This window comes from Tardiphaga sp. 768_D3_N2_1, assembly GCF_052076105.1.
Lineage (GTDB): Bacteria > Pseudomonadota > Alphaproteobacteria > Rhizobiales > Xanthobacteraceae > Tardiphaga.
Genome location: NZ_CP197245.1, coordinates 1 through 26826, shown reverse-complemented (window position 1 = coordinate 26826; position 26826 = coordinate 1). Strand labels below are relative to the sequence as shown.

General features: G+C 61.5%; 26 protein-coding genes. 13 read left to right on the top strand and 13 right to left on the bottom strand.

Translation table 11 applies throughout. From position 1 onward, the window contains the following. The first annotated feature begins 128 nt into the window (after nucleotides 1-128). The 4 genes from AB8A27_RS00130 to AB8A27_RS00115 all read left to right on the top strand — a co-directional run bounded on the left by AB8A27_RS00130 (nucleotide 129) and on the right by AB8A27_RS00115 (nucleotide 2115). Nucleotides 129-1145: an LLM class flavin-dependent oxidoreductase gene (locus AB8A27_RS00130; protein WP_441240158.1), complete on the top strand. Its 1017-nt coding sequence runs from the start codon at nucleotides 129-131 to the stop codon at nucleotides 1143-1145. A gap of 39 nt (nucleotides 1146-1184) precedes the next feature. Further along, nucleotides 1185-1499 (top strand): VOC family protein, encoded by a 315-nt coding sequence (locus AB8A27_RS00125; protein WP_441240157.1) that lies wholly within the window; start codon nucleotides 1185-1187, stop codon nucleotides 1497-1499. Then, nucleotides 1409-1630 carry a VOC family protein gene (locus AB8A27_RS00120; protein ID WP_441245067.1) on the top strand — a complete coding sequence of 74 codons (222 nt, stop codon included), beginning with the start codon at nucleotides 1409-1411 and terminating at the stop codon, nucleotides 1628-1630. The genes AB8A27_RS00125 and AB8A27_RS00120 overlap by 91 nt, the downstream gene beginning before the upstream one ends. A gap of 77 nt (nucleotides 1631-1707) precedes the next feature. After that, nucleotides 1708-2115, top strand: coding sequence for a YciI family protein (locus tag AB8A27_RS00115; RefSeq protein ID WP_441240156.1), 408 nt, complete (start codon nucleotides 1708-1710; stop codon nucleotides 2113-2115). 74 nt (nucleotides 2116-2189) lie between these two features. Here the strand turns inward: AB8A27_RS00115 and AB8A27_RS00110 are convergent, their stop codons facing one another. Then, nucleotides 2190-3062, bottom strand: coding sequence for a prephenate dehydratase (locus AB8A27_RS00110; protein WP_441240155.1), 873 nt, complete (start codon nucleotides 3060-3062; stop codon nucleotides 2190-2192). 21 nt (nucleotides 3063-3083) lie between these two features. Beyond that, on the bottom strand, nucleotides 3084-3824 hold the full coding sequence (locus AB8A27_RS00105) for a 3-deoxy-manno-octulosonate cytidylyltransferase (RefSeq protein WP_441240154.1): 741 nt from the start codon (nucleotides 3822-3824) through the stop codon (nucleotides 3084-3086). A 208-nt stretch (nucleotides 3825-4032) separates the two neighbouring features. On the opposite strand from AB8A27_RS00105, the gene AB8A27_RS00100 reads away from it, so the two are divergent. From AB8A27_RS00100 to AB8A27_RS00070, 7 genes are all read left to right on the top strand, one after another. Further along, nucleotides 4033-4581 carry a c-type cytochrome gene (locus AB8A27_RS00100; RefSeq protein WP_441240153.1) on the top strand — a complete coding sequence of 183 codons (549 nt, stop codon included), beginning with the start codon at nucleotides 4033-4035 and terminating at the stop codon, nucleotides 4579-4581. Nucleotides 4582-4815: 234 nt separating this feature from the next. Next, nucleotides 4816-6717 carry an extracellular solute-binding protein gene (locus AB8A27_RS00095; RefSeq protein WP_441240152.1) on the top strand — a complete coding sequence of 634 codons (1902 nt, stop codon included), beginning with the start codon at nucleotides 4816-4818 and terminating at the stop codon, nucleotides 6715-6717. A 14-nt stretch (nucleotides 6718-6731) separates the two neighbouring features. Then, nucleotides 6732-8588 (top strand): extracellular solute-binding protein, encoded by a 1857-nt coding sequence (locus AB8A27_RS00090; RefSeq protein ID WP_441240151.1) that lies wholly within the window; start codon nucleotides 6732-6734, stop codon nucleotides 8586-8588. Nucleotide 8589: 1 nt separating this feature from the next. After that, nucleotides 8590-9696 carry a microcin C ABC transporter permease YejB gene (locus tag AB8A27_RS00085; protein ID WP_441240150.1) on the top strand — a complete coding sequence of 369 codons (1107 nt, stop codon included), beginning with the start codon at nucleotides 8590-8592 and terminating at the stop codon, nucleotides 9694-9696. Further along, nucleotides 9696-10874: an ABC transporter permease gene (locus tag AB8A27_RS00080; RefSeq protein WP_441240149.1), complete on the top strand. Its 1179-nt coding sequence runs from the start codon at nucleotides 9696-9698 to the stop codon at nucleotides 10872-10874. Before AB8A27_RS00085 ends, AB8A27_RS00080 begins: the two co-directional genes overlap by 1 nt. A 9-nt stretch (nucleotides 10875-10883) precedes the next feature. Continuing rightward, nucleotides 10884-12521 carry an ABC transporter ATP-binding protein gene (locus AB8A27_RS00075; RefSeq protein WP_441240148.1) on the top strand — a complete coding sequence of 546 codons (1638 nt, stop codon included), beginning with the start codon at nucleotides 10884-10886 and terminating at the stop codon, nucleotides 12519-12521. A 5-nt stretch (nucleotides 12522-12526) separates the two neighbouring features. Further along, nucleotides 12527-13183 (top strand): NUDIX domain-containing protein, encoded by a 657-nt coding sequence (locus tag AB8A27_RS00070; RefSeq protein ID WP_441240147.1) that lies wholly within the window; start codon nucleotides 12527-12529, stop codon nucleotides 13181-13183. Here AB8A27_RS00070 and AB8A27_RS00065 read toward each other — a convergent pair. Both AB8A27_RS00065 and AB8A27_RS00060 read right to left on the bottom strand, forming a co-directional pair. After that, the gene (locus AB8A27_RS00065; protein WP_441240146.1) at nucleotides 13167-14018 is read right to left on the bottom strand and encodes a C40 family peptidase; all 852 of its coding nucleotides are present in this window, start codon (nucleotides 14016-14018) and stop codon (nucleotides 13167-13169) included. The two genes, AB8A27_RS00070 and AB8A27_RS00065, sit on opposite strands and share 17 nt — an antisense overlap. Then, nucleotides 14011-15390: a leucyl aminopeptidase family protein gene (locus tag AB8A27_RS00060; RefSeq protein WP_441240145.1), complete on the bottom strand. Its 1380-nt coding sequence runs from the start codon at nucleotides 15388-15390 to the stop codon at nucleotides 14011-14013. The genes AB8A27_RS00065 and AB8A27_RS00060 overlap by 8 nt, the downstream gene beginning before the upstream one ends. Before the next feature lie 173 nt (nucleotides 15391-15563). Between AB8A27_RS00060 and AB8A27_RS00055 the strand changes: the two genes are divergently transcribed. Further along, nucleotides 15564-16367, top strand: coding sequence for a tetratricopeptide repeat protein (locus AB8A27_RS00055; protein WP_441240144.1), 804 nt, complete (start codon nucleotides 15564-15566; stop codon nucleotides 16365-16367). 63 nt (nucleotides 16368-16430) lie between these two features. Here AB8A27_RS00055 and AB8A27_RS00050 read toward each other — a convergent pair whose 3' ends face one another. The 9 genes from AB8A27_RS00050 to AB8A27_RS00010 all read right to left on the bottom strand — a co-directional run bounded on the left by AB8A27_RS00050 (nucleotide 16431) and on the right by AB8A27_RS00010 (nucleotide 25270). After that, entirely contained in the window at nucleotides 16431-17405 is a 975-nt protein-coding gene (locus tag AB8A27_RS00050; protein ID WP_441240143.1) for a type II secretion system F family protein, read from the bottom strand. Between the two features lie 10 nt (nucleotides 17406-17415). Beyond that, on the bottom strand, nucleotides 17416-18390 hold the full coding sequence (locus AB8A27_RS00045; protein ID WP_441244783.1) for a type II secretion system F family protein: 975 nt from the start codon (nucleotides 18388-18390) through the stop codon (nucleotides 17416-17418). Nucleotides 18391-18400: 10 nt separating this feature from the next. After that, complete coding sequence (locus AB8A27_RS00040; protein WP_441240142.1) at nucleotides 18401-19855, bottom strand: ATPase, T2SS/T4P/T4SS family; 1455 nt, start codon at nucleotides 19853-19855, stop codon at nucleotides 18401-18403. Between the two features lie 21 nt (nucleotides 19856-19876). Next, nucleotides 19877-21145, bottom strand: coding sequence for an AAA family ATPase (locus AB8A27_RS00035; RefSeq protein ID WP_092152052.1), 1269 nt, complete (start codon nucleotides 21143-21145; stop codon nucleotides 19877-19879). Next, a complete protein-coding gene (locus AB8A27_RS00030; RefSeq protein WP_441240141.1) occupies nucleotides 21142-21882 on the bottom strand; it encodes a CpaD family pilus assembly protein in 741 nt (246 codons plus the stop codon). The genes AB8A27_RS00035 and AB8A27_RS00030 overlap by 4 nt, the downstream gene beginning before the upstream one ends. A 17-nt stretch (nucleotides 21883-21899) precedes the next feature. Beyond that, nucleotides 21900-23354 carry a type II and III secretion system protein family protein gene (locus AB8A27_RS00025; protein WP_441240140.1) on the bottom strand — a complete coding sequence of 485 codons (1455 nt, stop codon included), beginning with the start codon at nucleotides 23352-23354 and terminating at the stop codon, nucleotides 21900-21902. Between the two features lie 17 nt (nucleotides 23355-23371). After that, nucleotides 23372-24157, bottom strand: coding sequence for a Flp pilus assembly protein CpaB (gene cpaB, locus AB8A27_RS00020; RefSeq protein ID WP_441240139.1), 786 nt, complete (start codon nucleotides 24155-24157; stop codon nucleotides 23372-23374). A gap of 120 nt (nucleotides 24158-24277) precedes the next feature. After that, a complete protein-coding gene (locus tag AB8A27_RS00015; RefSeq protein ID WP_441240138.1) occupies nucleotides 24278-24802 on the bottom strand; it encodes an A24 family peptidase in 525 nt (174 codons plus the stop codon). 303 nt (nucleotides 24803-25105) lie between these two features. After that, nucleotides 25106-25270, bottom strand: a complete 165-nt coding sequence (locus AB8A27_RS00010; RefSeq protein ID WP_441240137.1) for a Flp family type IVb pilin — start codon at nucleotides 25268-25270, stop codon at nucleotides 25106-25108. Nucleotides 25271-25555: 285 nt separating this feature from the next. Here AB8A27_RS00010 and AB8A27_RS00005 point away from each other — a divergent pair, with 285 nt between their 5' ends. Further along, nucleotides 25556-26383 (top strand): sterol desaturase family protein, encoded by an 828-nt coding sequence (locus tag AB8A27_RS00005; protein ID WP_115034098.1) that lies wholly within the window; start codon nucleotides 25556-25558, stop codon nucleotides 26381-26383. Nucleotides 26384-26826 lie beyond the last annotated feature (443 nt).

The window sequence follows — 26826 nt, the reverse complement described above, 5'->3', positions numbered from 1 at the left end:
GATAAAATGGAATTTATGTCTCAATTTATCCCATCGATAGGGGCCTGCTGACTGCCGGACATCGAGACGAGCCATCGGCTGGCCAAAACGTCCTTTGCCCTCCCGAGCGGACGCACTAGCTTGGCCCCATGATCCCGTTGTCCATTCTCGACCTCTCGGTCGTCACCTCAGGCACGCCGCCCGCGGCGGCGCTCCGCAACAGCATCGATCTGGCCAGACATGCCGATGGTCTCGGCTATGTCCGTTACTGGCTGGCCGAGCATCACAACCTCGCTTCGGTCGCGAGCCCGGCGCCGGAAATCATGATCGGGCAGATCGCGGCGGTGACGCAGCATATCCGCGTCGGCTCCGGCGGGGTGATGCTGCCGAATCACGCGCCGCTGATGGTGGCCGAGCGCTTCAAGATGCTGGAGGCGCTGTTTCCCGGCCGCATCGATCTCGGCCTCGGCCGTGCGCCAGGCACCGACGGCGCGACAGCCTATGCGCTGCGCAACCGTCTCGCCGGCCGCGAAGGCGACGACTTTCTTGAGCGGCTGAGCGAACTGGTACTGTGGGAGACGCGGCAATTCCCGGAAGGTCATCCCTATAACAACGTCGTGGCGATGCCGAATGATGTGCCGCTACCGCCGCTCTGGCTACTCGGCTCCAGCGACTACAGTTCGGATCTGGCTGCGCAGGTTGGTATGGGCTTCGCCTTCGCCCACCATTTTGCGTCCCACGATGCTGCTGACGCGATGGTGCACTATCGCGCGCGCTTCAAGTCCTCCGGTTGGCGGCAGGTGCCGCATGCGATTCTTGCGGTCGCCGTGATTTGCGCCGAGACGGACGCCGAAGCCGAACGCCTTGCCGCATCGGCTGACCTTAATCGCCTGCGCCGCGACCGCGGCGAATATGCGCCGCTGCCGAGTGTCGAGGAGGCGCTGGCCTATCCCTATAGCGACGCCGAGAAAGTGAAGATCGCACGCAATCGGTCGCGGTTGTTCGTGGGCAGTCCGGCGACGGTGATGGCAAAACTGCAGCCACTCATCAGCGACTGCCAGGCCGACGAACTGATGGTCATCACCGCGATGTATGATCATGAGGCCCGGAAGCGGTCCTATGATCTGCTGGCGGATGTGTTTCAGTTGCAGACAGCGGCAGCCTAGGCGCAGCGAGATCAGTGAGCGCCGCGACAATGGGAGGGGATGATGGCGCCCCTGGTGACACCGCGTGGCCTTGGCGAAGTCGTTTTGCGCGTCAGCGATATGCCGCGCGCGATCAGCTTCTACCGAGATGTTCTGGGCCTTAGTCTGCTCCGCGCCTTCGACGATCGGATTGTATTTCTCAAAGTGGAGGACGGCTTTGAAGGCCATCATCGAATCGTCGGTCTTTTCCGGGCCGATCAGCCGTCCAATCGTGATGACACAGAGTGGTTGGCCCCGATTTGCGTGCGCCCACTCTGCATCACTTTGCGTTGGAGATTGCGTTATCGGACTATCAGCCTGCTCTCGATGCCCTGACAAAAGCAGGTTTCAAGCCGAACACCTACGAACACCGATGGATCGGCTGGCGCTCCATTTACGTCACCGATCCGGACGGCAATATCGTCGAACTGGTTGCGGTGGATGCGTCGATCTGCGAGGCGTCGTAAGGTTTCGAGAGGAATGTCGGAATCGGGACTGCAGAAACGTCCTTGAGGCGGCGCCACCAAGAAACAGAGGATAACCCATGCTCTATGCGATCCTAGCCTATCACGTCGAAGATGTTGTCGTGTCCTGGACGGCCGATCAAGACACTGCCGTGATGGCTGGTCTTCACGAGATTCACGAGAAACTGACAGCCGATGGCCAGATGGGTCCGGCTGCGCGGCTCGGCGGCACCAAGGGCGCATTCACCCTGCGCGGCCCCGGTGCCGGCGTGGTCATCGATGGGCCCTTTGCGGAGACCAAGGAGCAGTTGCTCGGCTTCTATGTCGTCGATCGCGCCACCCGCGAGGACGCCATCGCGACCGCGCGCGATCTGCGCCGCGTCAATCCGACTGCGGTCTATGAGATCCGGCCGGTTCAGTTATTCCTGCCGGGATCGCCGATGGCGGCGACGCACAGTTTGGAAGATCACGTTCGGCCAGCGTCTTAAAACTCGTCATGCCCGGCCAGCGCGAAGCCGCGCTTCGCGCTTTGTCCGGCCATGACGGACAGCAAGATGTAAGTTTAACTCGTCGGCTCGCCGAAGGTCGCGCGGAACGGATGCGCCGGATAGACGCCGACGATCCTGAATTCGCGTGAGAAGAACTTCAGCTCTTCGAGCGCGAAAGCGAGGCTCCGGTCATCGGGATGGCCGTCGACATCGGCATAGAACTGCGTGGCGAAGAACTCGCCATCGACCATGTAGCTTTCCAGCTTGGTCATGTTGACGCCGTTGGTGGCGAAACCGCCAAGCGCCTTGTAGAGCGCAGCGGGCAAGTTGCGGACGCGGAATACAAAAGACGTGACGAGCGGTTCGGAGCCCTGCGGTGCCCACTTGGCGTCCTTCGACAGCATCACGAAACGCGTGGTGTTGTGATCCTCGTCCTCGACATCCTCGGCGAGAATTTCCAGCCCGTAAATATCGGCGGCGAGGCGCGAGGCCAAAGAGGCGCAGCTCTTGTCGCCGCGTTCTGCAATCGCGCGGGCCGAGCCGGCCGTGTCTGCGGCAACGATGGCCTTGATACCGAGCTTGCGAATGATGCGGCGGCACTGGCCGAGCGCGTGGACGTGGCTCTCTACCGTCTTGATGTCGGTGAGCTTGGTGCCGGGCAGCGCCATTAACTGGTGGTGAATGGGCAGAAACCACTCGCCGACGATATGCAGGCCGGATGCCGGCAACAAATGATGGATGTCGGCGACGCGGCCGGCGATCGAGTTCTCGATCGGGATCATGCCGAGATCGGCTTCGCCCGAAGTGATCGCGGCCAGCGCATCCTCGAAGGTGGCGCAGGGCAGCGGCTCGGCATTCGGGAACGCCTCGACGATGGCGATATGGGAATTGGCGCCGGGCTCGCCCTGGAATGCGATCTTCATGATCTGATTTTTGGGAATGGTCATGGCGGGCCTTGTATCAGTCGCTCAGGTTTTTGCCAGCAGGCGGCGGGCGGTTTCGAGATCGGCGGGGGTATCCACACCGAGCGGAACGCTGTCGACAATGGCCGCGTCGATCCGCATGCCGGCTTCGAGTGCGCGCAGCTGTTCGAGCTTTTCGCGGACCTCCAGCGTCGAGGGCGCGAGCTTGACGAAGCCTTCGAGTGCGGCGCGCCGATAGGCGTAGAGTCCGATATGATGGTAACGGGGCCCGTCGCCATAAGGCGCCGTGGCGCGGGTGAAATACAGCGCGCGCAGCCGGTTAGGCCCGGCCGGCGAGCCGATCAGCTTCACCACGCTCGGATTGGTGTGTTCCTCGTCCTTGTGGATCTCGGTCGCCAGCGTCGCGATGTCGATGGTGGGGTCGTTGAGCAGGCGCACCGCGGCGCTTATGTCGCCGGGCGGAATAGTGGGCAGGTCGCCCTGGACATTGACGATGGTCTGGACCTGTCCGCCCGGATCGAGTTTGCACAGGGCCTCAAAAATCCGGTCGGAGCCCGACGGATGGTCCGGGGAGGTCATGACGGCCTCGAACCCACGGGCCGTGACGGCCTCGGCGATGTCTGCGGTATCGGTGGCGATGGCGACACGGCCCAGACCGGCCTCTTTGGCGCGTTGGGCCACATGCACGATCATCGGTAGCCCGCCAATATCGAGCAGCGGCTTGCCGGGCAGGCGGGTGGCGGCCATCCGGGCAGGAATGAGCACCAGGGTGCGTGGGTCTGTCATGGCAAAATCGGCTTGGATTCCAGTGATCTTCCCCCCGAAAAGTATGATGCAGATCAAAGGGCGCGGCGTTTATACGGGTTGCCAGAGGATGGGCAAACCGTTATCTCAAAACGGCAGGCCCAAGGGCCGCAGGAACGTGATTCCTGAGTGTGTCGAGGCCGTTGGAGCGGCCTTCCAATGACCTAAAACGGCGTGGGGCTTTTCGACTATGGACTCCTTCGAACTCAACAAGATTATGGGCGCCATTCTCGGCACCTGCCTGGTTCTGATGGTGACGAATTTCACCGCCCAGGCCGTGTTTTCGCCGAGGCATTTGGAAAAGCCCGGCTTTGATATTGCCGTGAAGGAAGAGGCTGCCGGCGGTGCCAAGGCGGCTGCTGCGCCGTCCGAACCGATCGAGAAGCTGCTGCAGACCGCTTCGGTCGAGAAGGGCTCAACCGCGGCCAAGAAGTGCGCCGCCTGCCATACGTTCGAAAAGGGCGGCCCGAACCGCGTTGGCCCGAACCTGTTCGGCGTCGTCAATGAGAAGGTGGGCGAAGGCAAAGCCGGGTTCAACTTCTCGGCGGCCATGAAGGCCAAGGGCGGCACCTGGACCTTCGAGGAGCTGAACAAGTTCATCGCCAATCCGAAGGGCACCGTGCCGGGGACGGCCATGGGCTTCGCCGGCATTCAAAAGGATAGCGAGCGCGCCGACGTGATCGCCTATCTGGCAACTCTCGCCGATAAGCCGGTGCCGCTGCCCACTGCGGCGAAATGAGGACGGCGTCGTAACGCTGTTTCTTGGTAATTTATCATCGATTAAACGGCCAGGCTCAGCCTGGCCGTTTTCGTATCTGCATTACCAAAGCTTAAGCGGGACGTTTGGCCGCAAGGCGTTAGGATGCAACCGGCGTGACGGGTGGTATCCTGCGGAAAAGCCGGCATAATCGGTCGAACCCTCGCCTTATATGGCCGTTCTAATAGACTGCTTCGGTTCACAGGATTCAGCACATTGACGATTTCCCGACGCCGCCTTCTCCAGACCAGCGCCTTCGCCGCACTTGCCCCTGTCATCGGTGGCGTAGGCAGCCTCTCCGTCATCGGTACAGCAAGTGCCCAGTCTACGGCTAGAGGTGCAGAATGGCGCCATGCGCTGTCGCTGTTCGGCGAGATCAAGTATCCGGCGGACTTCAAGCGCTTTGACTACGTCAATCCGGAAGCGCCCAAGGGCGGCACCGTGCGCCAGATCGCGATCGGTACCTTCGATAATTTCAACATCGCGGTGGCCGGCGTGAAGGGCAACATCGCGGGCGCCGTCGGGCTGATCTACGAGTCGCTCACGACAGCGTCGCTGGACGAGGTCTCGACCGAATACGGCCTGCTCGCCGAAGCCGTCAGCCATCCCGAGGATTACTCTTCGGTGTCCTACCGCCTGCGCGCGAATGCCAAATGGCACGACGGCAAGCCAGTGACCCCCGAGGACGTGATCTTTTCGCTGGAGTCCTTCAAGAAATATCACCCGCAATATTCGGCCTATTACCGTCATGTGGTGAAAGCCGAGAAGGTCGGCGACCGCGAGATCAAGTTCACCTTCGACGCGCCCGGCAACCGCGAATTGCCGCAGATCGTCGGCCAGCTCACGGTACTGCCCAAGCATTGGTGGGAGGGCACAAACGCCTCCGGCGCCAAGCGTGACATCGGCAGCACCACACTGGAAGCGCCGCTCGGCAGCGCCGCCTATCGCATCAAGGAATTCGTGCCGGGTCGTTCGGTATCCGTTGAGCGTGTGAAGGACTATTGGGGCCGCGACCTCAATGTGAATATGGGTCGCAATAATTTCGATGAGTTGCGCTACGAATATTTCCGCGACGGCACCGTCGCACTCGAAGCCTTCAAGGGCGATCAGGTCGATTGGCGCACCGAGAACAGCGCGAAGAACTGGGCGACCGCCTATGACTTCCCCGCAGTGGCCGAGAAGAAAGTGCTGCTCGAGGAATTTTTGAATCGTTCGTCCGGCATCATGCAGGGTTTTGCGCTTAATATTCGCCGCGACAAATTCAAGGATCCGCGCGTTCGCCGCGCGCTGAACTATGCGTTCGACTTCGAGGAGATGAACAAGCAGATCTTCTTCGGTCAGTACAAGCGCATCTCCAGCTATTTCGACGGCACCGAGCTCGCGTCGTCTGGTCTGCCGGAAGGCAAGGAGCTGGAGATTTTGGAAACCGTGCGTGCCGAGGTGCCGCCGGAAGTATTCACCAAGCCCTATACGAATCCGGTCGGCGGCAGTGCTGAAAATGTGCGCGGCAATCTTCGCGAAGCGCTGCAACTGTTCAAGGAAGCGGGCTACGAAGTTCGTGACCGCAAGCTAGTCAATGCCAAGACTGGTGCACCGTTTGAGCTGGAATTGCTCGGCGAGGATCCATCCTTCGAACGCGTGATGCTGTTCTTCAAGCCATCGCTGGAACGTCTCGGCATCGGCGTGTCGGTTCGCACCATCGACGCCACGCAATACGAGAACCGGCTGCGTAGCTGGGATTTCGACGTCGTCGTGTCGTCCTGGCCGGAGTCGCTGTCGCCCGGTAACGAGCAGCGTGAATTCTGGGGCTCGCAGGCTGCCGATATGGCTGGCTCGCGCAACATTGTCGGCATCAAGAATCCCGCGATCGACAAGCTGATCGATCGCGTGATCTTCACCAGGGACCGGGACGACCTGGTGGCTGCGACCAAGGCGCTGGATCGCGTGCTACTGTGGAATCATTTCGTGGTGCCGCAATGGACCTACAACAAGGTTCGCACGGCGCGCTGGGATCGCTTCGGTCGTCCGGCCGAGCCACCGAAATACGGGCAGTCGGGTTTCCCCGCCATCTGGTGGTACGACGCTGACAGGGCCGCGAAGATCGGCAAGCGCTCTTGAGGAGCACATCGCGCATGGCGCAGCTCAATCGTCGGCACGTGCTGGGTCTCGGGATCGGCGCCATCGCGGCGTCACGCTTCAGTCCCGCACTGGCGCAGGCTCCAAGTGAATCGCACGGCATGTCGGCCTTCGGCGATCTGAAGTATCCCGCGGATTTTCCGAATTTCGACTACGTTAACGTCACGGCGCCGAAAGGCGGCGCCTTCTCGACGGTGCCGTCGAGCCGCGCGTTCAACCAGTCGTTCCAGACCTTTAACTCGCTAAACGCCTATATTCTGAAGGGCGATGGCGCGCAGGGCATGGGCATGACTTTTGCGCCGCTGATGGTGCGCGCCGGCGACGAGCCCGATGCGATGTATGGGCTGGTCGCGAAGACCGTTCAAATTTCCGCCGATGGTCTGACCTATCGTTTTACGCTGCGGCCCGAGGCGCGCTTCCATGACGGCAGCAAGCTCACCGCGCGCGATGCGGCCTTCTCGCTGACGGCGCTGAAGACCAAGGGCCATCCCATCATCACGCAGCAGATGCGCGACATGGTGAAGGCCGAAGCGGTCGATGATGTGACGCTGGTGGTGACTTTCGCCGAGAAGCGTGGTCGCGACGTTCCTCTGTTCGTGGCCGGGATGCCGATCTTCTCGCAGGCCTATTACGACAAGCGCGCGTTCGACGAGTCCTCGCTGGAGGCTCCGCTCGGGAGCGGTCCCTACAAGGTCGGCCGCTTCGAGGTCGGGCGTTACATCGAGTTCGACCGCGTGAGGGATTGGTGGGCAGCAGACCTGCCGGTCAATCGCGGTAGCTATAATTTCGATACGGTCCGGTTCGATTTCTATCGTGACCGCGACGTGGCTTTCGAAGGCTTCACCGGCCGCAATTATCTGTATCGCGAGGAGTTCACCTCGCGCATCTGGAATACGCGTTACGATTTCCCTGCCGTGAAGGATGGTCGGGTCAAGCAGGAAATGTTGCCTGACGATACGCCGTCCGGTGCGCAGGGCTGGTTCCTCAATACACGCCGCGCCAAGTTCAAGGATCCGCGCGTGCGTGAGGCGCTCGGTAACGCATTTGATTTCGAATGGACCAACAAGACCATCATGTACGGCGCCTATGTGCGCACGGTGTCGCCGTTCCAGAACTCGGACCTGATGGCAGTCGGTAAGCCGTCGTCGGAAGAGCTCGCATTGCTGGAGCCGTTCCGTGACAAGGTGTCGAGCGAAGTGTTCGGTGATCCCTATCTGCCGCCGACATCGGACGGCTCGGGTCAGGACCGTACGCTGCTGCGCAAGGCGATCCAGCTCCTGAACGATGCCGGCTGCGTGATGAAGGACGGCAAGCGCATGACCGCGCAGGGTGAGCCGTTCAAAGTCGAGTTTCTGCTCGATGAGCCTGCTTTCCAGGCGCATCACATGCCCTATATCAAGAATCTCGGCACGCTCGGCATTGAGGCCAGTGTGCGCCTTGTCGATCCCGTGCAGTTCCGCGCACGCCGCGACGATTTCGACTTCGACGCGGCCATCGAACGCTTCAGCTTCTCGACCATCCCCGGTGATTCCCTGCGTTCGTTCTTCTCGATGCAGTCGGCAGCCACCAAAGGCTCGAACAATCTCGCCGGCATTTCCGATCCCGTCGTCGATGCGCTGATGAACGAAGTCATCGCCGCCGATACGCGGCCGAAGCTCGTCTTCGCAGCGCGGGCGCTGGATCGTGTCATTCGTGCCGGCCGCTACTGGGTGCCGCAATGGTATTCGGCGTCGCATCGCGTGGCCTATTGGGATGTGTTCGGCCATCCCGCCAATCTGCCGAAATATATCGGCGTCGGTGCCCCCGATCTGTGGTGGGCTTCCGCAAAACCTTCAAGCGAGCAGGCCAAATAGCATGGGCGCATATATCGCACGGCGCGTGCTGCTGATGTTTCCCACGCTGCTGGGAATTCTGTTCGTCTCGTTCGTCGTGGTGCAATTCGCGCCGGGCGGTCCCGTCGAGCGCGTGATCGCGCAGCTCAGCGGCGCCGACACCGGCGCGTCGCGCGTCTCCGGCTCGTCTGGCGGTGACTTCGGCAACCGCGCGCAACCGGGCGCTGCTGGCGACGCGGTGAATTCGAAATATCGCGGCGCGCAAGGCCTCGACCCGGATTTCGTCAAGAGCCTGGAGAAGCAGTTCGGTTTCGACAAGCCTGCGCCGGAACGCTTCGCGCTGATGCTGTGGAATTTCGCCCGCTTCGATTTCGGCAAGAGCTATTTCCGCGACACCACTGTGTTGCAGCTGATCAAGGAGAAGCTGCCCGTCTCGATGTCGCTCGGCATCTGGATGATGCTGATCACTTATCTGATTTCGATCCCGCTCGGCATTCGCAAGGCTGTGCGGGACGGCTCCCGCTTCGACACCTGGACCTCCGCTGTCATCATCGTCGGCTTTGCTATCCCAGGCTTCCTGTTCGCGATCCTTCTGATCATCCTGTTCTCGGGCGGATCGTTTTGGAGCATCTTCCCGTTGCGCGGACTGACTTCCGATGGCTGGAGCCAGTTCCCGTGGTACTGGAAGATCATCGACTATTTCTGGCACATGACACTGCCGCTGGTCTCGATGGTGCTCGGCGCCTTCGCCACCATGACACTGCTGACCAAGAACTCGTTCCTCGATGAAATTCGCAAGCAATATGTGATGACCGCGCGTGCCAAGGGCTGCAATGAGCGGCAGGTGCTCTACAATCACATCTTCCGCAATGCCATGCTGATTGTCATCGCCGGCTTCCCCGGCGCATTTATCCACGCCTTCTTCTCCGGCTCGCTGCTGATCGAAACGATCTTCTCGCTCGATGGGCTCGGCCTCCTCGGTTTCGAGAGCGTACTCAATCGCGATTATCCCGTGGTGTTCGGCACGCTGTTCATCTTCTCGCTGGTCGGCCTGGTGGTGAATCTGCTGTCCGATCTGGCCTATATGTGGATCGATCCGCGGATCGACTTTGAGGCGCGAGACGTCTGATGACCATCACCGCGCCCCTTCCCGTGGAGAGCACCACACAATCGCCGCTCGGCGAAGCCGTGCCGCCGTCGCGTCATCCGCTCGGCATATCGCCGCTCAACCAGCGCCGCTGGCAGAACTTCAAGTCCAACCGCCGCGGTTACTGGTCGTTCTGGATTTTCATGGCCCTGTTCTTCATCTCGCTATTCGCAGAGGTGATTGCCAATGATCGGCCGTTCTTCATCAAGTTCGACGGCAAGATGTATTTCCCGGCCTTCGTCACCTATTCGGAGACGACCTTCGGCGGCGATTTCGAGACGGCTGCGGACTATCGCGATCCGTTCCTGCAGAAGCTGATCGCCGAGAAGGGAGGTACGATCCTCTGGCCGCTGATCCGTTATTCCTACGACACGCACAATCTCGATCTGCCGACGCCGGCGCCCTCGAAGCCCACCTGGATGCTCACCGAGGAGCAGTGCAGACCGGTGGTTGAGAAGAAGGGCCTCAAGAGCTGCCGTGATCTCGAATATAACTGGCTCGGTACCGACGATCAGGGCCGCGATGTCGTTGCGCGGCTGATCTATGGCTTTCGCATCTCGGTGCTGTTTGGCCTCGCGCTCACCATTGTCTCGTCGATCATCGGCATCGCCGCGGGCGGCGTGCAGGGCTATTTCGGCGGCTGGGTCGATCTAGCCTTTCAGCGCTTCATCGAGATCTGGAGTGCGATCCCGTCACTCTATCTGCTGCTGATCCTGTCGTCGGTTTTGGTGCCCGGCTTCTTCGTGCTGCTTGGAATCCTGCTGCTGTTCTCGTGGGTAGCGCTGGTCGGCCTCGTGCGCGCTGAGTTTCTGCGTGGCCGCAACTTCGAATATATCATGGCGGCGCGGGCGCTCGGTGTCTCCAACGCCAAGATCATGATCCGGCATCTGCTGCCCAACGCTATGGTCGCGACGATGACCTTCCTGCCGTTCATCGTCTCGTCTTCGGTGATGACACTGACTGCGCTCGATTTCCTCGGCTTCGGCCTGCCGCCGGGCTCGCCGTCGCTCGGCGAGCTGCTGTCGCAGGGCAAGGCCAATGTGCAGGCGCCCTGGCTCGGTTTCACCGGCTTCTTTGCGGTGGCGATCATGCTGTCGCTGTTGATCTTCATCGGTGAGGGCGTCCGCGACGCCTTCGATCCGCGCAAGACGTTCAGGTAGGGCCGCAGCATGGATGCCATCAACCAGCCGCTGCTCGATGTCCGCGATCTTTCGGTCGCGTTCCATCATGGCGGCAATACGTCGGTCGCTGTCGACAGGGTGTCGTTCGAGATCAAGCGCGGCGAATGCGTGGCCCTTGTCGGCGAGTCCGGCTCGGGCAAATCCGTCAGCGCCATGTCGATCCTGCGGCTACTGCCATATCCAACGGCGTCGCATCCGACCGGCCATATCCGTTTCAAGGGTCATGAACTCCTGGGCATGTCGGAAGGCGAGATCCGAGAAATCCGCGGCAACGACATCTCGATCATCTTCCAGGAGCCGATGACCTCGCTGAACCCGCTGCACACCATCGGTGCGCAGATCGGCGAAATTCTGCAGCTGCATAACGGTATGCGCGGCAGCAAGGCACGTGAACGAACGCTGGAGTTGCTGACTCAGGTCGGCATTCCCGATCCGGAGACACGTCTCGCCAGTTATCCGCATCAGCTGTCTGGCGGGCAGCGCCAGCGCGTCATGATCGCGATGGCGCTTGCGAACGAGCCCGATCTTCTGATCGCCGACGAGCCGACCACGGCGCTTGACGTGACTGTGCAAGCGCAGATCCTCGCACTGCTGGCTGACATTCGTCAGCGGCTCGGTATGAGTCTCCTCTTCATTACCCACGATCTCGGAATCGTCCGCCGCATCGCAGACACCGTCTGTGTGATGAATAATGGCAAGATCGTCGAGCAGGGGCCGGTGGAGCAGGTGTTCACGTCACCACAGCACCCCTATACGCGCGACCTGCTCGCGGCTGAACCGAAACCGGATCCCGCGCCGCCGCGCCCGGAAGCGCCGGTCGTGATGTCGACGGACGATCTCAAGGTCTGGTTTCCGATCAAGCGCGGGCTGCTGCGCAAGACGGTCGGCCACGTAAAGGCAGTGGACGGTGTCAGCCTGAAGGTGCGGCAAGGTGAGACGCTTGGTGTTGTCGGCGAGTCCGGTTCCGGCAAGACGACGCTCGGTCTTGCGCTGTTGCGCTTGATCTCCTCGCAAGGCCCGATCGTGTTCCTGAGCAAGGATATCCAGGGACTGCAGTTCAAGGACATGCGGCCGATCCGGCGCGATATGCAGATCGTGTTTCAGGATCCGTTCGGTGCGCTGTCGCCGCGTATGTCGGTCGGCGATATCATCGCCGAGGGTCTGAGCGTGCATCAGCCGTCGCTTTCTGCGGAGGATCGCGAGGCGCGTGTCGTCAAGGCGCTGCAGGATGTCGGCCTCGATCCCAAGACGCGCTTTCGTTATCCGCATGAGTTTTCCGGAGGCCAGCGGCAGCGCATTTCGATCGCGCGCGCTGCAGTGCTGGAACCGAGCTTTATCGTGCTGGACGAGCCGACCAGCGCGCTCGACATGCTGTTCCAGGCGCAGATGGTGGATCTCCTGCGCGAGCTGCAGCGCAAGCGGGATCTGACTTATATGTTCATTTCGCACGATCTGCGTGTGGTTGCTTCACTGGCCAGCCATCTCATCGTGATGCGCCATGGCAAGGTGGTCGAAGAGGGGCCCGCCGCGGAGCTTTTCAGGAATCCAAAGACCGACTACACCCGCGCACTGTTCGCTGCGGCGTTCCGGATCGAGACGTCGCCGGGCGGGGCTGCAACGCAGTAAGAACAATGACGAAAGACAATGATCGCCGTTCCGCTATCGCAGACCGTGCTGCCGATGTCGCAGTCTCGGCTCCGACGGTTGTCGGACGCGGCTTCATGACCTATGAGCGGTACGATATCGCGATCATTCGCGCGGACGATGGGACGTTGCGGCAGCAACGTGACATCTTGCGTGCCAGCAAGGTGGCTGCGGTTCTTCCAATCGATCTTGCGCGTGGCGAGGTCGCACTGATCCATCAATTCCGTCTGCCGGCGCATCTGGCTACGGGGCGTGGTGAGATGGTCGAGATCGTCGCCGGGCGCGTCGATGAGGATGAATCGCCGCTCACGGCCGCTGCGCGAGAATGTGCGGAAGAGATCGGCGTAACGCCGCAGCGTTTGTTTGAACTCTATAGTGTGCTGCCGACGCCGGGTTTCACCGATGAGTATGTCACATTCTTTCTCGGCTTCGTGGACAGCAGCAAGGTAGCCGCGCAGGGTGGTCTCGTCGGGGAAAACGAGGATACGCGGCCCTTCGTAGTCTCCATCGACGACGCGATCGCGGCATTGGACAGCGGTGCAGTTCACAACGGCCTGATGGTGAGTGCCCTGCAATGGCTGGCGCTGCATCGTGACCGGTTGAGGGACTGCTACGACCGAGCTGTACCTAGTCCAGCCGTCTGATGCTCGTTACGTCGCTGCCGGCAGCCTTGATCCGCGCGATGGCATCCTTTGTATCTTCAATAGCCGTTGCCATGTGATGCGCATTGGCATGCACGATCGTGTCGGCATCGCGGACGATGGCGACGTGGCCTTTCCAGAAGATCAGGTCGCCGCGCTTCAGATGTTGCATCTCGGCGTCTGACAGGGCGCGGCCGAGGCCGCTCTCCTGCATGTCGCTGTCGCGGGGGCACCCGGTTCCCGCGGCGGTCAGTGCGATCTGCACCAGCCCCGAGCAATCGATACCGAGGCTGCTCTTGCCGCCCCAGAGATAGGGCGTGCCGACGAAGCGTTCGGCCACGGCAACGAAATCGGTCTCGAACGCATCGATCTCCGTGACATGCCGCCTCGGGACGCAATGTCCGGCGTTTGTCATTGCAAACGCATCGGTCATCTTGATGATGGCCAGGCGCGCGCCGAGCGGTAGCGTATCTGTCGGCGGCAGCTTGATGGAGGGACCAGGAAAAACGAACGTCCGGAGCGCGGTCACCTTGTGCGTCGGTGTCGGTCCAGGTGGATAGAGCGCGAGATCCGAGAGCCAGCCGACATAGCCATCTCCATTGAGTTGGCCCCAGGCCCAGCCTTCGTCATTGCGGTCGTAAACGGTGAAGCGCTCCCCTTTCAGGGCTTGCGTGTCCAGCATGGCGCCGGCGAATGGCTCGCGTCGCATCGCGGTGACACCATCGACAATTTCGAATTCTTCGCCGTCAACGAAACGGGAAGCCTCGACCAGACCTTCAAGATAGCGCGCGGCCACGTCTGGCCGTGCGGGCGTGAGCCTTGGGTCGCGTTTATCCATAGCGTTGGCTCAATAGCTGATAGATTGCGCGCGCAGCCTGACATTCGCCGCCTTCGGGGCGCGCCGGTTTCGCCGATGGCGTCCAGCCATAGATATCTACGTGAAGCCAGCTCTTTGCGGCTTCGACGAAACGCTGCAGAAACAGCGCGCAGGTGATCGAGCCGGCAAAGCCGCCAGACGGTGCGTTGTTGATATTGGCGACCTTGGAGTCGAGCCAGGCATCGTAGGGAGCCCAGAGCGGCAGTCGCCAGAGCGGGTCATTCTGCTCCTTCGCACAGCGCGCGACGTCGAGCGCCAGCGTCTCGTCATTGGTGTAGTAGGGCGGTAGATCGGGCCCGAGCGCCACGCGTGCAGCGCCGGTCAGCGTGCCCAGATCGACGAGCAGGTCCGGTTTCTCCTCGTCGGCATAGGCCAGCGCATCGGCCAGCACCAGGCGGCCTTCAGCGTCGGTGTTGCCGATCTCGACAGTTGGCCCCTTGCGCGACTTGAAAATATCGAGCGGACGAAAGGCATTGCCCGCAACAGCGTTTTCAACGGCGGGAATCAGCACGCGCAATCGCACTTTCAGTCTGGCGTCCATCACCATCAGCGCCAGCGCGAGGACATTTGCTGCACCACCCATGTCCTTTTTCATGATCAGCATGCCGCTCGATGGCTTGAGATCGAGACCACCAGTGTCGAAGCAGACGCCTTTACCAACCAGCGTCACCTTCGGATGCGATGGATCACCCCAGGAAAAATCGATCAGTCGTGGCGCACGTGTCGAGGCCATGCCCACGGCGTGGATCAACGGGAAATTCTGCTGCACGAGGTCATCGCCCACGATGCATTTGAAGTCTGCACCAAAACGCGTGGCGAGATCCCTGGCGGCCGCGGCGAGTTCTTCCGGTCCCATATCGTTTGACGGCATATTGATGAGATCGCGTGCCAGTGCTGCGGCCTCGGCCATACGGCTGATGTCGGCGATATCGACGCCATCCGGCGGCACCAGCTTCGCCTTGGGCTCATCATTCTTGCGATAACGGCCGAAACGATAGCTGCCGAGGGCGAAAGCGAGCGCGGCGAGGCGGGTGTCGTGTGGTGCGTTGGCGAAACGGTAGGTGCCCGGCGGCAGCAGGCCGGGCAACTGTCCGGGGCGGAACAGGTCACGGTGGAGCGCGCTGTCGTCTTCCAGTCCGAAGATCACCTGGGCGATTGCACCGTCCTCTGCCGGCAGCGCTAGCCATACGCCGGGCTTCGCCGCAAAACCGTTGGCCGCGGCAAAGGCTTTCGCCGGCGCGGGGAGCGTCGCGCTGATCTCGGGCCAGGTCGTCTTGGTGGCGAAGGTGATCGGAATGGCCGATGTGGCGGACGTTTCGAAGGCGGAATGCATATGCAGAATCTCGCAAAAGGGAACGGCAATGACACCTGAAGCGCAAAGGGCGTCAAGCGACGGTATGGGAGGATATGGCGCTCTCCAAGCCGATTAACCAGCCATTAGGGTTAACACTCTATTGCTGAAGTCCTCCGGCCCGCCCGTTCGCTCCATTGTTGAGTCAAGCTGCCATGCGTCAGTCCCCTTGTCTTGCCCGGCTTCTGGCGACAGCGGCAGTAACGGCAATCCTGGCTACAGGCCTTGCCGGCTGCAAGACGGCGGGCATGTCCGAAATCACCGGTTCCCTTGGCGCTCGTGCGGAAGCACCAGCCGATGCAGATCCCGCCCGTGCCGTCGAAGTCTATGGCGAACGCTACCGTGCCAACCCGAAGGACGCCGACATGGCCTTGCGCTACGGTCAGGCATTGCGTGCCAATGGCCAGCGCGCCCAGGCCGTGTCCGTGTTCGAACAGGCGACCCTGAACAATCCTGGCAACAAGCCGCTACTGGCCGGCTACGGCCGTGCGCTGGCTGACACCGGCAGCTTCCAGCGCGCCTTCGATGTTCTGACCACAGCGCATAGCCCGGCCAATCCGGACTGGCGCATCCTGTCGGCACAAGGCGCTGTGCTGGATCAGATGGGCAAGCATGACGAGGCCCGCCGCTACTACGGCAGTGCGCTGAAGATCAGGCCGGAGGAGCCGTCCGTGCTCTCCAATCTCGGTCTGTCCTACATGCTCTCGAAGGATCTGCCGCAGGCGGAGGCGACGCTGCGCCGCGCGCAAGGCCGCGGCAATGTCGATCCTCGCGTTCGCCAGAACCTCGGTCTCGTGGTCGGCCTGCAGGGCCGGTTCGGTGAAGCGGAATCCATCGTCAAGGCTGACCTGCCGCCGGACGAGGCGGCGGCGAATGTCGCCTATCTCAAGGAAATGCTGAGCAGCAAAGGCACGCCGCGTCTGGGTGCCCAGGACGACAACGCACCGCGGCGGTCGTAAGTTTCTACACGCATAGACTCAAAGCCGTAGTGATGTGCCGCAAGATCGGAGCTCAACCCGGTCTTACTGCATCGCTGCAACCTTGATGCCCGTCGGGCCGAGAATGACGACGAACAGCACCGGCAGGAAGAACAGGATCATCGGCACGGTCAGCTTTGGCGGCAGTGCCGCAGCCTTCTTCTCGGCTTCGTTCATGCGCATGTCCCGGTTTTCCTGCGCCATCACGCGAAGGCTCTGACCGAGCGGCGTGCCGTAGCGTTCAGATTGCATCAGCGCCAGACAGACCGATTTGACACCTTCAAGCCCGGTGCGCTTTGCGAGGTTCTCGTATGCGATCTTGCGATCCTGGAGATAAGACAGTTCGGCCGTGGTCAGCGTGAATTCCTCGGCCAGCGCCACCGACTGCGATCCGATTTCGATGGACACGCGACGAAACGCGACTTCGATGGACATGCCGGATTCGATGCAGATGAGCAGCAGATCGAGAGCATCCGGAAATGCGCGGCGGATCGAGAGCTGGCGTTTGGTGATCGCATTCTTGAGAAAGATCATCGGTGCCTGCAGGCCAAGATAGGCGGCACCAAGGCACATGCCGATCTTGATCGGCATCGATTGCTCCATCCGCGAGATCACGAACACGTAGAGGATCGCGAAGACGAGGAACACGATCGGCGTCACGGCCCGGAAGAACAGGAAGGTGATATAGGGCGCCTGGCCGCGATAGCCGGCCATGACCAGCTTGTCGAGCGCGGCTTCCTGCGCCAGCCACTTGCCGAGGTTGAAGTCAGTCACAACCTTGGAGACAAGCTGCTTCGGTGTCTGGCGCAGCGACACGCGCTCGCCTTTGGCCATGCGGTCCCGTTCGCGTTGCCGCAGCCGCTCCCGCTCGCTCGCTACCGCCTTCATGCGTTTGGCGAGGCCATCGCCGGCAAACAGCGGTGTGAGCAGGCTGTAAGCCGTTGCCGCAACCGCGATCGCGGCCAGCAACATCGTCATGAAACGGACGTCGTGGAGCTTTGCTATCAGGATGTCGACCATGTCAGCACCATCAGAAGTCGAAGTTGATCATGCGCTTCATGACGAAGATGCCGCAGGACATCCAGACGACGCAGCCTGCCAGCATCAACCGGCCTGTCGGATGGGTCCACAGCAGCGAAATATATTCAGGCGTGCTGAGATAGACGAGCAACATCACGATTGGCGGCAGGGAGCCGATGATGCCGGCGGACGCCTTGGCTTCCATCGACATGGCCTGGATTTTCTCGGCCATCTTCTTGCGGTCGCGCAACACCTTGGAGAGGTTGCCAAGAGCTTCCGAGAGATTGCCACCCGACTTCTGCTGAATCGCGACGACGATGCCGAAGAAGTTGGCTTCCGGAAGCGGCATGCGCTCATAGAGCCGCGCACAGGCCTCGCCGAGCGGCATACCAATCGTTTGAGTTTCGATGATGGCAAGAAATTCGCTGCGCAGGGGTTCCGGCGCGTCGGCGGCGACAACCTTGATCGAATCGAACAGCGGGAGGCCGGCCTTGATACCGCGAACGATGACGTCGACGGCATCTGGCAGCGCCTTGAGAAAGGCGGCTTCGCGCCGCTTCTTGAGAAAGCCGAGGACCCAGCGCGGCAGGCCGAAGCCGGCGGCGAATCCGAGACCGGCCGCCGCGAGCAGACCGCCGCCAAACATCATGGTCAGCAGGAAGCTTCCGCCGCCCAGAATGCCGGAGATCACCATGAATTTCTGATCGCTCCAGTCGAGACCGGCTTGTGCGATCCGGATTCCGAGCGGGATCTTCTTTTCCTTCTGGAGACGTGCTTCGACTTCCTTGAGAGATCCTTCGACCTGCTCGCGCCGGGAGCGCTGATTTCTGTCGACCTGGCGCGCCACGGGCTCCGTCCGCGCGACCGATGCACGGCGGGTTTCGGCCTTCTTCTCGCCGGACAACAGCGGATAGAGAAAGACCCAGGCCAGACCGCCGACAGCGATGCTGGCCATGAATGCCAATGCGAGCGCCTGCATGTTCATCATTCGCTCCTCAGTTCGGCGCTATGATTTCGGCAGCATCGAGCGCCGCCGCGAGCCGCTTCTCCTCGCCGTAATAGCGCGCACGATCCCAGAACCGCGGGCGGCCAATGCCAGTCGAGCGGTGTCGTCCGATGATGTTGCCGTTGGCGTCCTCGCCGACCATGTCGTAGATGAACAGATCTTGCGTAATGATGGTGTCGCCTTCCATGCCCATCACCTCGGTAATGTGCGTGATGCGGCGCGAACCGTCGCGCAGACGGGCGGCCTGTACGATGACGTCGATCGACGCGCAGATCATTTCGCGAATGGTGCGCGAGGGCAGCGAGAAGCCGCCCATGGTGATCATGGATTCGCAGCGTGACAGCGCTTCACGCGGATTGTTGGCGTGGAGGGTACCCATCGAGCCGTCATGGCCGGTATTCATCGCCTGCAACAGGTCGAATGCCTCGGGTCCGCGGACTTCGCCGACGATGATCCGCTCCGGACGCATACGCAGACAGTTGCGCACCAGTTCGCGCATCGTGATCTGGCCTTCGCCCTCGATGTTCGGCGGCCGGGTTTCGAGCCTCACCACATGGGGCTGCTGCAGCTGCAGTTCAGCGGCATCCTCGCAGGTGATGATGCGCTCGTCGTCGTCGATATAGTTGGTGAGGCAGTTCAGCAGCGTGGTCTTGCCCGAGCCGGTACCGCCAGAGATCAGCACATTGGCGCGGCAACGGCCGATGATCTGGAGGATCTGGGCGCCGTCCGGCGAGATTGCACCGAATTTGACCAGCTGCTCGAGGGTCAGCTTGTCCTTCTTGAACTTACGAATCGTCAGCGCAGGACCATCGATGGCCAGCGGTGGTACGATGGCGTTGACACGCGAGCCGTCGGCAAGACGGGCGTCGCAGATCGGTGAGGATTCATCGACGCGGCGGCCGACCTGGCTGACGATGCGCTGGCAGATATTCAGCAGCTGCTGATTGTCGCGGAAGCGAATGCCGGTTTTCTGGATCTTGCCCTGGACTTCGATGAACACCGTGCCGGCGCCATTGACCATGATGTCGGCGATGTCGTCGCGCGCCAGCAGCGGTTCGAGCGGCCCGTAACCGAGCACGTCGTTACAGATATCGTCGAGCAGTTCTTCCTGCTCGGCAATGGACATCACGATATTCTTGATCGCGATGATCTCGTTGACGATGTCGCGGATTTCCTCGCGCGCGGATTCACCGTCGAGCTTGGCAAGCTGCGCGAGGTCGATCGCCTCGATCAGGGCGCCGAAAATCGTCGCTTTGACCTGATAGTAATTTTCGGAGCGGCGCTCTGCGATGACAGGGGCCGGTGCGGCGCGCGCGGGTGACAGCGGCGGCGATGAAACAGCCGGTGGCGCAGACGCAGCCATCCCGCCCGCAGAAGGCTCGGGCGCACTGGCGGGCTTGACGGCCCGGACGTCGATATCTGTTCCGCTACGCTTACCAAACACGACAACACTCCATGCGGTGGATTACTTCGACCGCAACTTCTCCAGGAACGGACCCAGGAAGGATCCTCGTGGCTTCTTGGCCTCGCCGCGGCCCGTCAGCCGCTGCGCAATTTGCAGAAAGAGCTCGGTGGTGCGATGGTTGGCCGCAATCTCGGCAATCATCTGGCCATTATTGGCGGCTGATCCGAACATCTGCGGATCGAACGGGATCGTGACGATCGGCGGTGTCTCGATCGCCTTGGCGAATTCGCTGGCGCTGATTTCGGGCCGCTTTGGAATGCCGACCTGATTGAGGCAGTACAGCGGTGCGCGATCATTGGGGCGAGAGGCCTTGATCAGATCGTACATGTTCTTGGTATTGCGCAGGTTGGCGAGATCGGGAGCCGCGACGATCAGGATGTCGTCCGCGCCGATCAAGGCCCGCTTGGTCCAGCCCGACCATTGATGCGGCACGTCGAGCACGATGCATGGCATCGTCGACCGCAGCGTGTCAAAGATCGAGTCGAAAGCCTCGCTGCCAAAGTCGTAGACGCGCTCCAGCGTGGCTGGGGCGGCCAGCAGACTGAGATGATCGGTGCACTTCGACAGCAGTCGGTCGATGAAGGCGGTATCGACACGATCCGGCGAGAACACTGCGTCAGCGATACCCTGCGGGGGATCCTGGTTGTAGTCCAGCCCGGCGGTTCCAAAGGCGAGATCGAGATCGGCGACAACGGAGTCCAATGCCAGATCGCGCGCGATCGCCCAGGCGACATTGTGGGCGATGGTGGACGCGCCGACGCCGCCCTTGGCGCCGACCACGGCAATGATGCGGCCCACCGCCTTGGCTTCCGGCGCCGAGAACAGTCCGCAGATCGAACGAACGACGTCGATCGTCGCGACAGGCGCGATCACGTAGTCGCTGACGCCGCGACGAACGAGCTCGCGGTACAGCGTGACATCGTTGACCTTGCCGATCACCACAACGCGGGTACCGGCATCGCAAACCGTCGCGAGCTGATCAAGACCAGCGAGAATGTCGCCGCGCGGCTCGGTCTCGAGAACAATGACGTTCGGCGTCGGTGCCGACCGATAGGCCTCGATGGCCGCAGGCATGCCGCCCATCTGAATCTTGATGTGAGCCTTGCCCAAGCGCCTGTCTTCGGCGGCCGCCTGCACGGCGGCAGCGGTTTCCACGGTCTCGCAAAACGCCTGCACCGACACCCGCGGTGCCGGCGCAATATGCTCCTCTGCTGCGGGTGTTGCGGCAGTGGGTTCTTCGTCTGCGGTTTTCTGCGCGTAGCTAATCATTGGCCCACATTGCTGATTTTGGTCTTGTCTTCGGGATAGGTCGTCGCAGTGCTTTCACCCTTGCGATACTTGTCCAGCACGACGGTACGTCGGCCGGCATAGACAGGGGTTTCGGCGCGCGGCTGAACCAGATCCGAAGGATTGGCGACCATGGCGGCAAGATTGCGCTGCTGGGAGCAGCCGAGGTTGTGATACGGCTTGTTTGCGAGATAGCCCTTGTTCTTGATCGACGACGCGAGGTCGTCGGGCCAGGTGCCGCACGGACCGACCGAAGCCGCAATCAGCGAGTAGCTGACGCGGATGGTCGGCAACATACGCGGATCGCCCGGTTGATAGCTGCGCATCAGGACGCCGTTCTGCGGTACGCCGACCGCCATCAGGAGCGAATGAACCTCGCGATAGGACTCTTTGGCGGCACGTGCATTTGGCGTATTGACCGGAACTTCCGCGGTGATGACGCCGGTGCCTTCGCGCAACCAGTTCTGACCGAGCGATATGACATCCGCGCGCTGTGTTGCCGACAGGCCGCCGCGCTGGCTGCCGACAAAGACCTCGGTGGTCTTGGCCCGTTCTTCGACAACGATGGGATGCCGCAGCCGGTAATCGTCCGGTATGGCCGACGTGGTGTCTTGCGCAACGGTCTTGCAGCCGCCGAGCGCAAGCGCCAGGAACAGCAGCGCGCCAGTGGCAATCCGCGTGCGCGAAGAGTGTATTGCTGTGTGATTGATCATGGTCATCGGATACATGTCCCGTCTCAATCCGTGATGAAGCCGAAAGCGCCGCGATAGCCGCGCGTTGCCGGCGCCGACTCGGCACGTTTCGGTGCGCCATAGATGCGGTTGACGTTGCCGAGCAGATCGGCCTGCGGATCGGATGCATCCACGAAGCCGTCATCCGGACGCGAGAGATCCTTCTGCGCGACGGCGCGGACCACATAGGGCGTGACCAGGACCATCAGCTCGGTGTTGTTGTTGACGTAATCCCGACTGCGGAACAGCGTGCCCAGCACAGGCAATTGCGACATGCCCGGCAGGCCGCTGATAGCGGCTTTGGTCTGCTGCTTGATAAGGCCGGCCATCACCATCGAACCGCCGGACGGAATCTCAAGCGTGGTGTCCGCGCGGTTGACCTTGATCGCCGGGATCGACGTTCCGCTGATCGTGACGGAATTTTCCTGCGACAGCTCGGAGACTTCGGTGCCGACACGCAGGCTGATACGACCTTCGCTCAGAACCACCGGCGTGAAGCCCAGCGAAATACCGAATTTCTTGAAAGTGATCTGTGTCGTACAGATCCGCGTCGTGGGATCGCAGGTATTGCCGCCGGGGACCGGGAATTCGCCGCCCGCCAGGAAATTGGCGGTCTCGCCGGAGATCGCGGTCAGCGTGGGCTCGGCGAGCGTCCGGATGACGCCGGCGTTTTCCATCGCTTTCAGCGTCGCCGTGACGGAGGGCGTCGATCCGAAGGATCCCTTGAGGAAGTTTTCGGGGACCAGGGCGCTGCCGCGTGCCGTGAACGGGTTGGTATTGTTGAAGGTGACGACGGACGTGCCGTAGCTCATCGATGCCGACAGATCGACGCCGAGCTGCTTGACGATGTTGCGCTGGACTTCCGCAACGGTGACCTTAAGCATGACCTGATCACGCCCGCGCACCGAGATGCTGTTCACGACCTTGTCCACGCCGCCGACGAGGCGCGCCGCGAGATCCGTGGCCTGCTGCGCTTCGACCTGGCTCGATGCCGTACCCGACAGCATCACGCTATCGCCGAGACCTTCAATACGAATATCGGCATTGGGCATGGTCTGCTTGAGCGCGGCCCGAATACCGTTCAGGTCGCGCGTGACGGCGATATCATAGGCGGCGATCTGCTGGCCGGTGACGTCGAAGAATACGATGTTGGTCTGACCTACGGTCGCGCCGATGATGTAGGCGCGCTGCGCCGAACGTATAACGGCGTTGGCGATCTTGGGATCGGCGACCAGCACATCCTTGATGTCGCGCGGCAGGTCGATGACGATCGACTTGCCGATGCCGAGCGGCAGGAATTTCGCGTTCAAGGCGCCGGCGCTGCCGGCTTGCATGGAGGCGGAGTCGGCCGCGAAAACTGGCGTCAATACGGGATTGATCGTGAACGCCGTGATGGCGGTGAGCGACAGCGCGCGGGCAGCAAGAGCCCGTATCGATCCGCCTGTTGTGATGCGCCTCATTGCGTGCGTCCTCTCGATCACTTCGTCACGGTCGCGGTCGACGGGATGCCGTAACGCACGATGTTAATGCTGTCGCGCTTGCCGCCATTGGGATCTTCAACCGGCGCAGGCGCGTTGGCGTCGACCAGCGCGCGCAATGCCAGCGAGATCGTGCCGCTCTGCCGCGCGCGGGCGAGCAGTTCGGCCTGTTCGGGCTTCAATTCGAGCGTTGCGGTCTTGCCGACGACTGAGTTCTGGCCGTCCTTTTCCTTGGGCGCCTGATCGATGGCGAGAACGCGGATATTGTTCAGGATGATCTCGGAGTTGATGACCTCCGTGCCGCCGCGATCACCGCCGCGTTCGCGCTTCGACAGGATCACGTCGACGCGGTCGTTCGGCAGAATGAAGCCGCCGGCGCCGGTTTCCGGCGAAATTTCGGTGGAGACAGCACGCATGCCGGTCGGCAGAACAGCGGCCATAAAGCCAGCGCCATTGGCGCGCACCAGCTTCGGTTCACGGATCGGTTCGCCGGCGATAAAGCCCGAACGCGCGATGGAGCCGGCGATTTGCACCGCGGCGTCCGGGCGGCTGTTACGGCTGATGACATTGCTGCTCGCCGCTGATGCGGGCCAGGACTGCCACTGGACATCATCGGGACCGAGCGCCTGACCGAGCGCGATATCGGCTTTGGCAACGAGGACGTCAGTTGTCGGGGCTTCGGCGACCTGAGGGGGCGGCGGTGCGTCCGATGTGCTCGCAAGATATAGCGCCACACTGCCAGCGCCGAGTGCAATGGCGAGGACCACAATGCGTGCGGTATTCATACGCTTCACTTTCCACATTACGCCGCGACGCTGCCGCCGCTGTAACGGGAGTTGACCAGTTATTCGTCAAAGCATGGTTAATGAGCGGTATCTAAATCGCGTTAATAGAAAGTTCCGGCCCTAGTGAAGCGCGAAACGCGCGAGGTCGATCGTCTTCACCCACCCAGTGTCGGGGTAAACGAGCAGTGCGCCGAGGGCGAGGGCGATACCGTAGGGGATGCCGGTGTCCTTGTGATGCAGACGCATCAGCCAGGCCTGGCCGCCGAGCGCATAGGGTAGCGGCCATTGCCGGAACTGGAGCAGCAGCAGAGTGAGCGCGCCACCGAACAGCGAGGCGTAAACGAGGTAGTTCAGGAGATGGTCGAAGCCGAACCACAGTCCCGCCGCCGCGGCGAGCTTGGCATCGCCGCCGCCGATCCAGCCGAAGGCGAAACAGGCGAAAGCGACCACCAGCACGGTCGCCCCCGCGCCGAGATGCGACAGCGCATCGTGAAGACCCATTCCGCCGAAGATCGCCAGTACGGCAAAACCCGCCACGAGCAGCAGCGAGATGCGGTTCGAAATCGTCATCGTGAAAAGGTCGCTGATCGCTGCATAGGCCATCAGGCCCGGGAACAGCAGGAGGCGCGTCAAATCGAGGATCATGGCTTCAAGGGCCTGTTGCGGCGACGACGGAAAACCTAGCCAGCAGAAATGAACAATCGGACAACAAGAAAGAATTTACCAAACGCTGGCGATCCGAATCGCAACCGCGACCAGCGCGAGGACCAATGCGGCGCAGACCAGACCGGCGGGGTCGCGCAGCGAAAGCTGCAGTCCTTCCAGAACGGAGCGGGGTGTGCCCGGGTGTCTCATACGCAGAACGATCCTGGCGGCTGGCGGTCAGCAGCATTTGGAAACAAAAAAGGCTCCGGACACCGGAGCCTTTGATGCACTCGTAACAGTCGCTTACTTGAGCGAGGTGTTGATCGAGCTGAACTTGCCATTCAGGTTCGAGCCGAGGCCGTTAACGACCGCGATGATGGCCAGCGAGATGCCAGCAGCAATCAGGCCGTATTCGATAGCGGTGGCGCCGGACTCGTCCTTCATGAAACGCGAAACGAGGTTCTTCATAATACAAAACTCCATATGTGCACGTGGCTGTCGATCGTGATGCCTGGTCTCCCCGGCGTTCTCAGCACCGTGACCATGAGCGAACACTAGGAGTGGGGAATTGCAGTGCGGTTAATTCGATTGATGAAAGTCGGTCGCATTTGTCTCTTCTTTTGCACGGTAAATACCTACTTAAGGCGATTTTAGAATGACTTGGGTGTGATGACACCAAGCATGTCCTTTTCGCTTCATCGCTCCTTAAGCATAGCGCGGTAACTCTTGGCCTCCGAATACCGCGAGGCCGCGATGACGACACTCCCCATGGAAGTCCTGAACATGTTCGGCGAGACCATCATGAAGGTGGTGCCGATCACGCTGGTTCTTGCGGTGGTCTTTACGGTGCTGACGCATTTCTGGGCCTGCAATCCCGGCAAGCACTGGTGGCGCAAGACGGAGATCGTGACCGACGTGGTCTACTGGTTCTTCGTGCCGCTGATCACCCGCGTGGTGCGGATCGGGCTCCTCGTGGTCGGCGCTGCCGTTGTCTTCAATATTCACGATGCGGATGAGCTGATCGCCTTCTACGACAATGGCCACGGGCCGCTGGCGCAGATGCCGCTCTGGGTACAGGCGCTCTTCTTCCTCGTGGTGTCCGACTTCATGCTGTACTGGCTGCACCGGATGTATCACGGCGGCGGCTTCTGGAAATACCACGCGATCCATCACTCCTCGGAAGAGGTGGACTGGATCTCCGCGGCACGGTTTCATCCGGTCAATCTGTTTCTCGGCACCGTCGCCGTCGACGTGCTGCTGCTGATGGCGGGTATCTCGCCGAACATCATGCTGTGGGTCGGACCCTTCACGACCTTCCATTCGGCTTTCGTGCACGCCAATCTGAACTGGACCCTCGGACCGTTCAAATATGTGCTGGCGACGCCGGTGTTTCACCGCTGGCACCACACCTCGCTGGAGCGCGGTGGTAACACCAATTTCGCCGGCACGTTTCCGATCTGGGACATCATGTTCGGGACCTTCCGTATGCCGGCGGGCGAGCTGCCGGACAATTACGGTGTCGATGGCGAGCCGTTGCCGACCGAATTCACCGGCCAGCTGGTCTATCCGTTCAAGCAGTAGGGCGCTCGTTCTGCTCATGCGCGATGCATCCTGCGATCTCGCGCAACGCTCTCAGTCGTCATGGCCGGATGGCGCGAAGCGAGCTTCGCTCGATGTCCCGGCCATCCTCGTCTTCCTTCGTGTGTGGCCAAGGCGTGGATACCCGGCATTCGCCGGGCATGACGGCGGAGTGTGGGGTGACGACGAAGCGTCACGTCATTCACGGATTCAACTGTCAAACAGCCACTGTGCTTCAGACATGCGTCATCGCCCCCATTGTTAGCGGCGCGGGGGGCGCCGTCGTCTGTTGCATTCCCTGCCCCCTGTGAGAGGGCGTGCGGAACGCCGGGTGCCCGTTGCACCCTTGGGCCTGATGCGAATGCGGTCTTCCGCAATGGTGAATGCATCAGGACTTTCGGAAGCGTCAGGCAAGTGCCCAGCGTTCCGCCTGCGGTGTTTTTTCG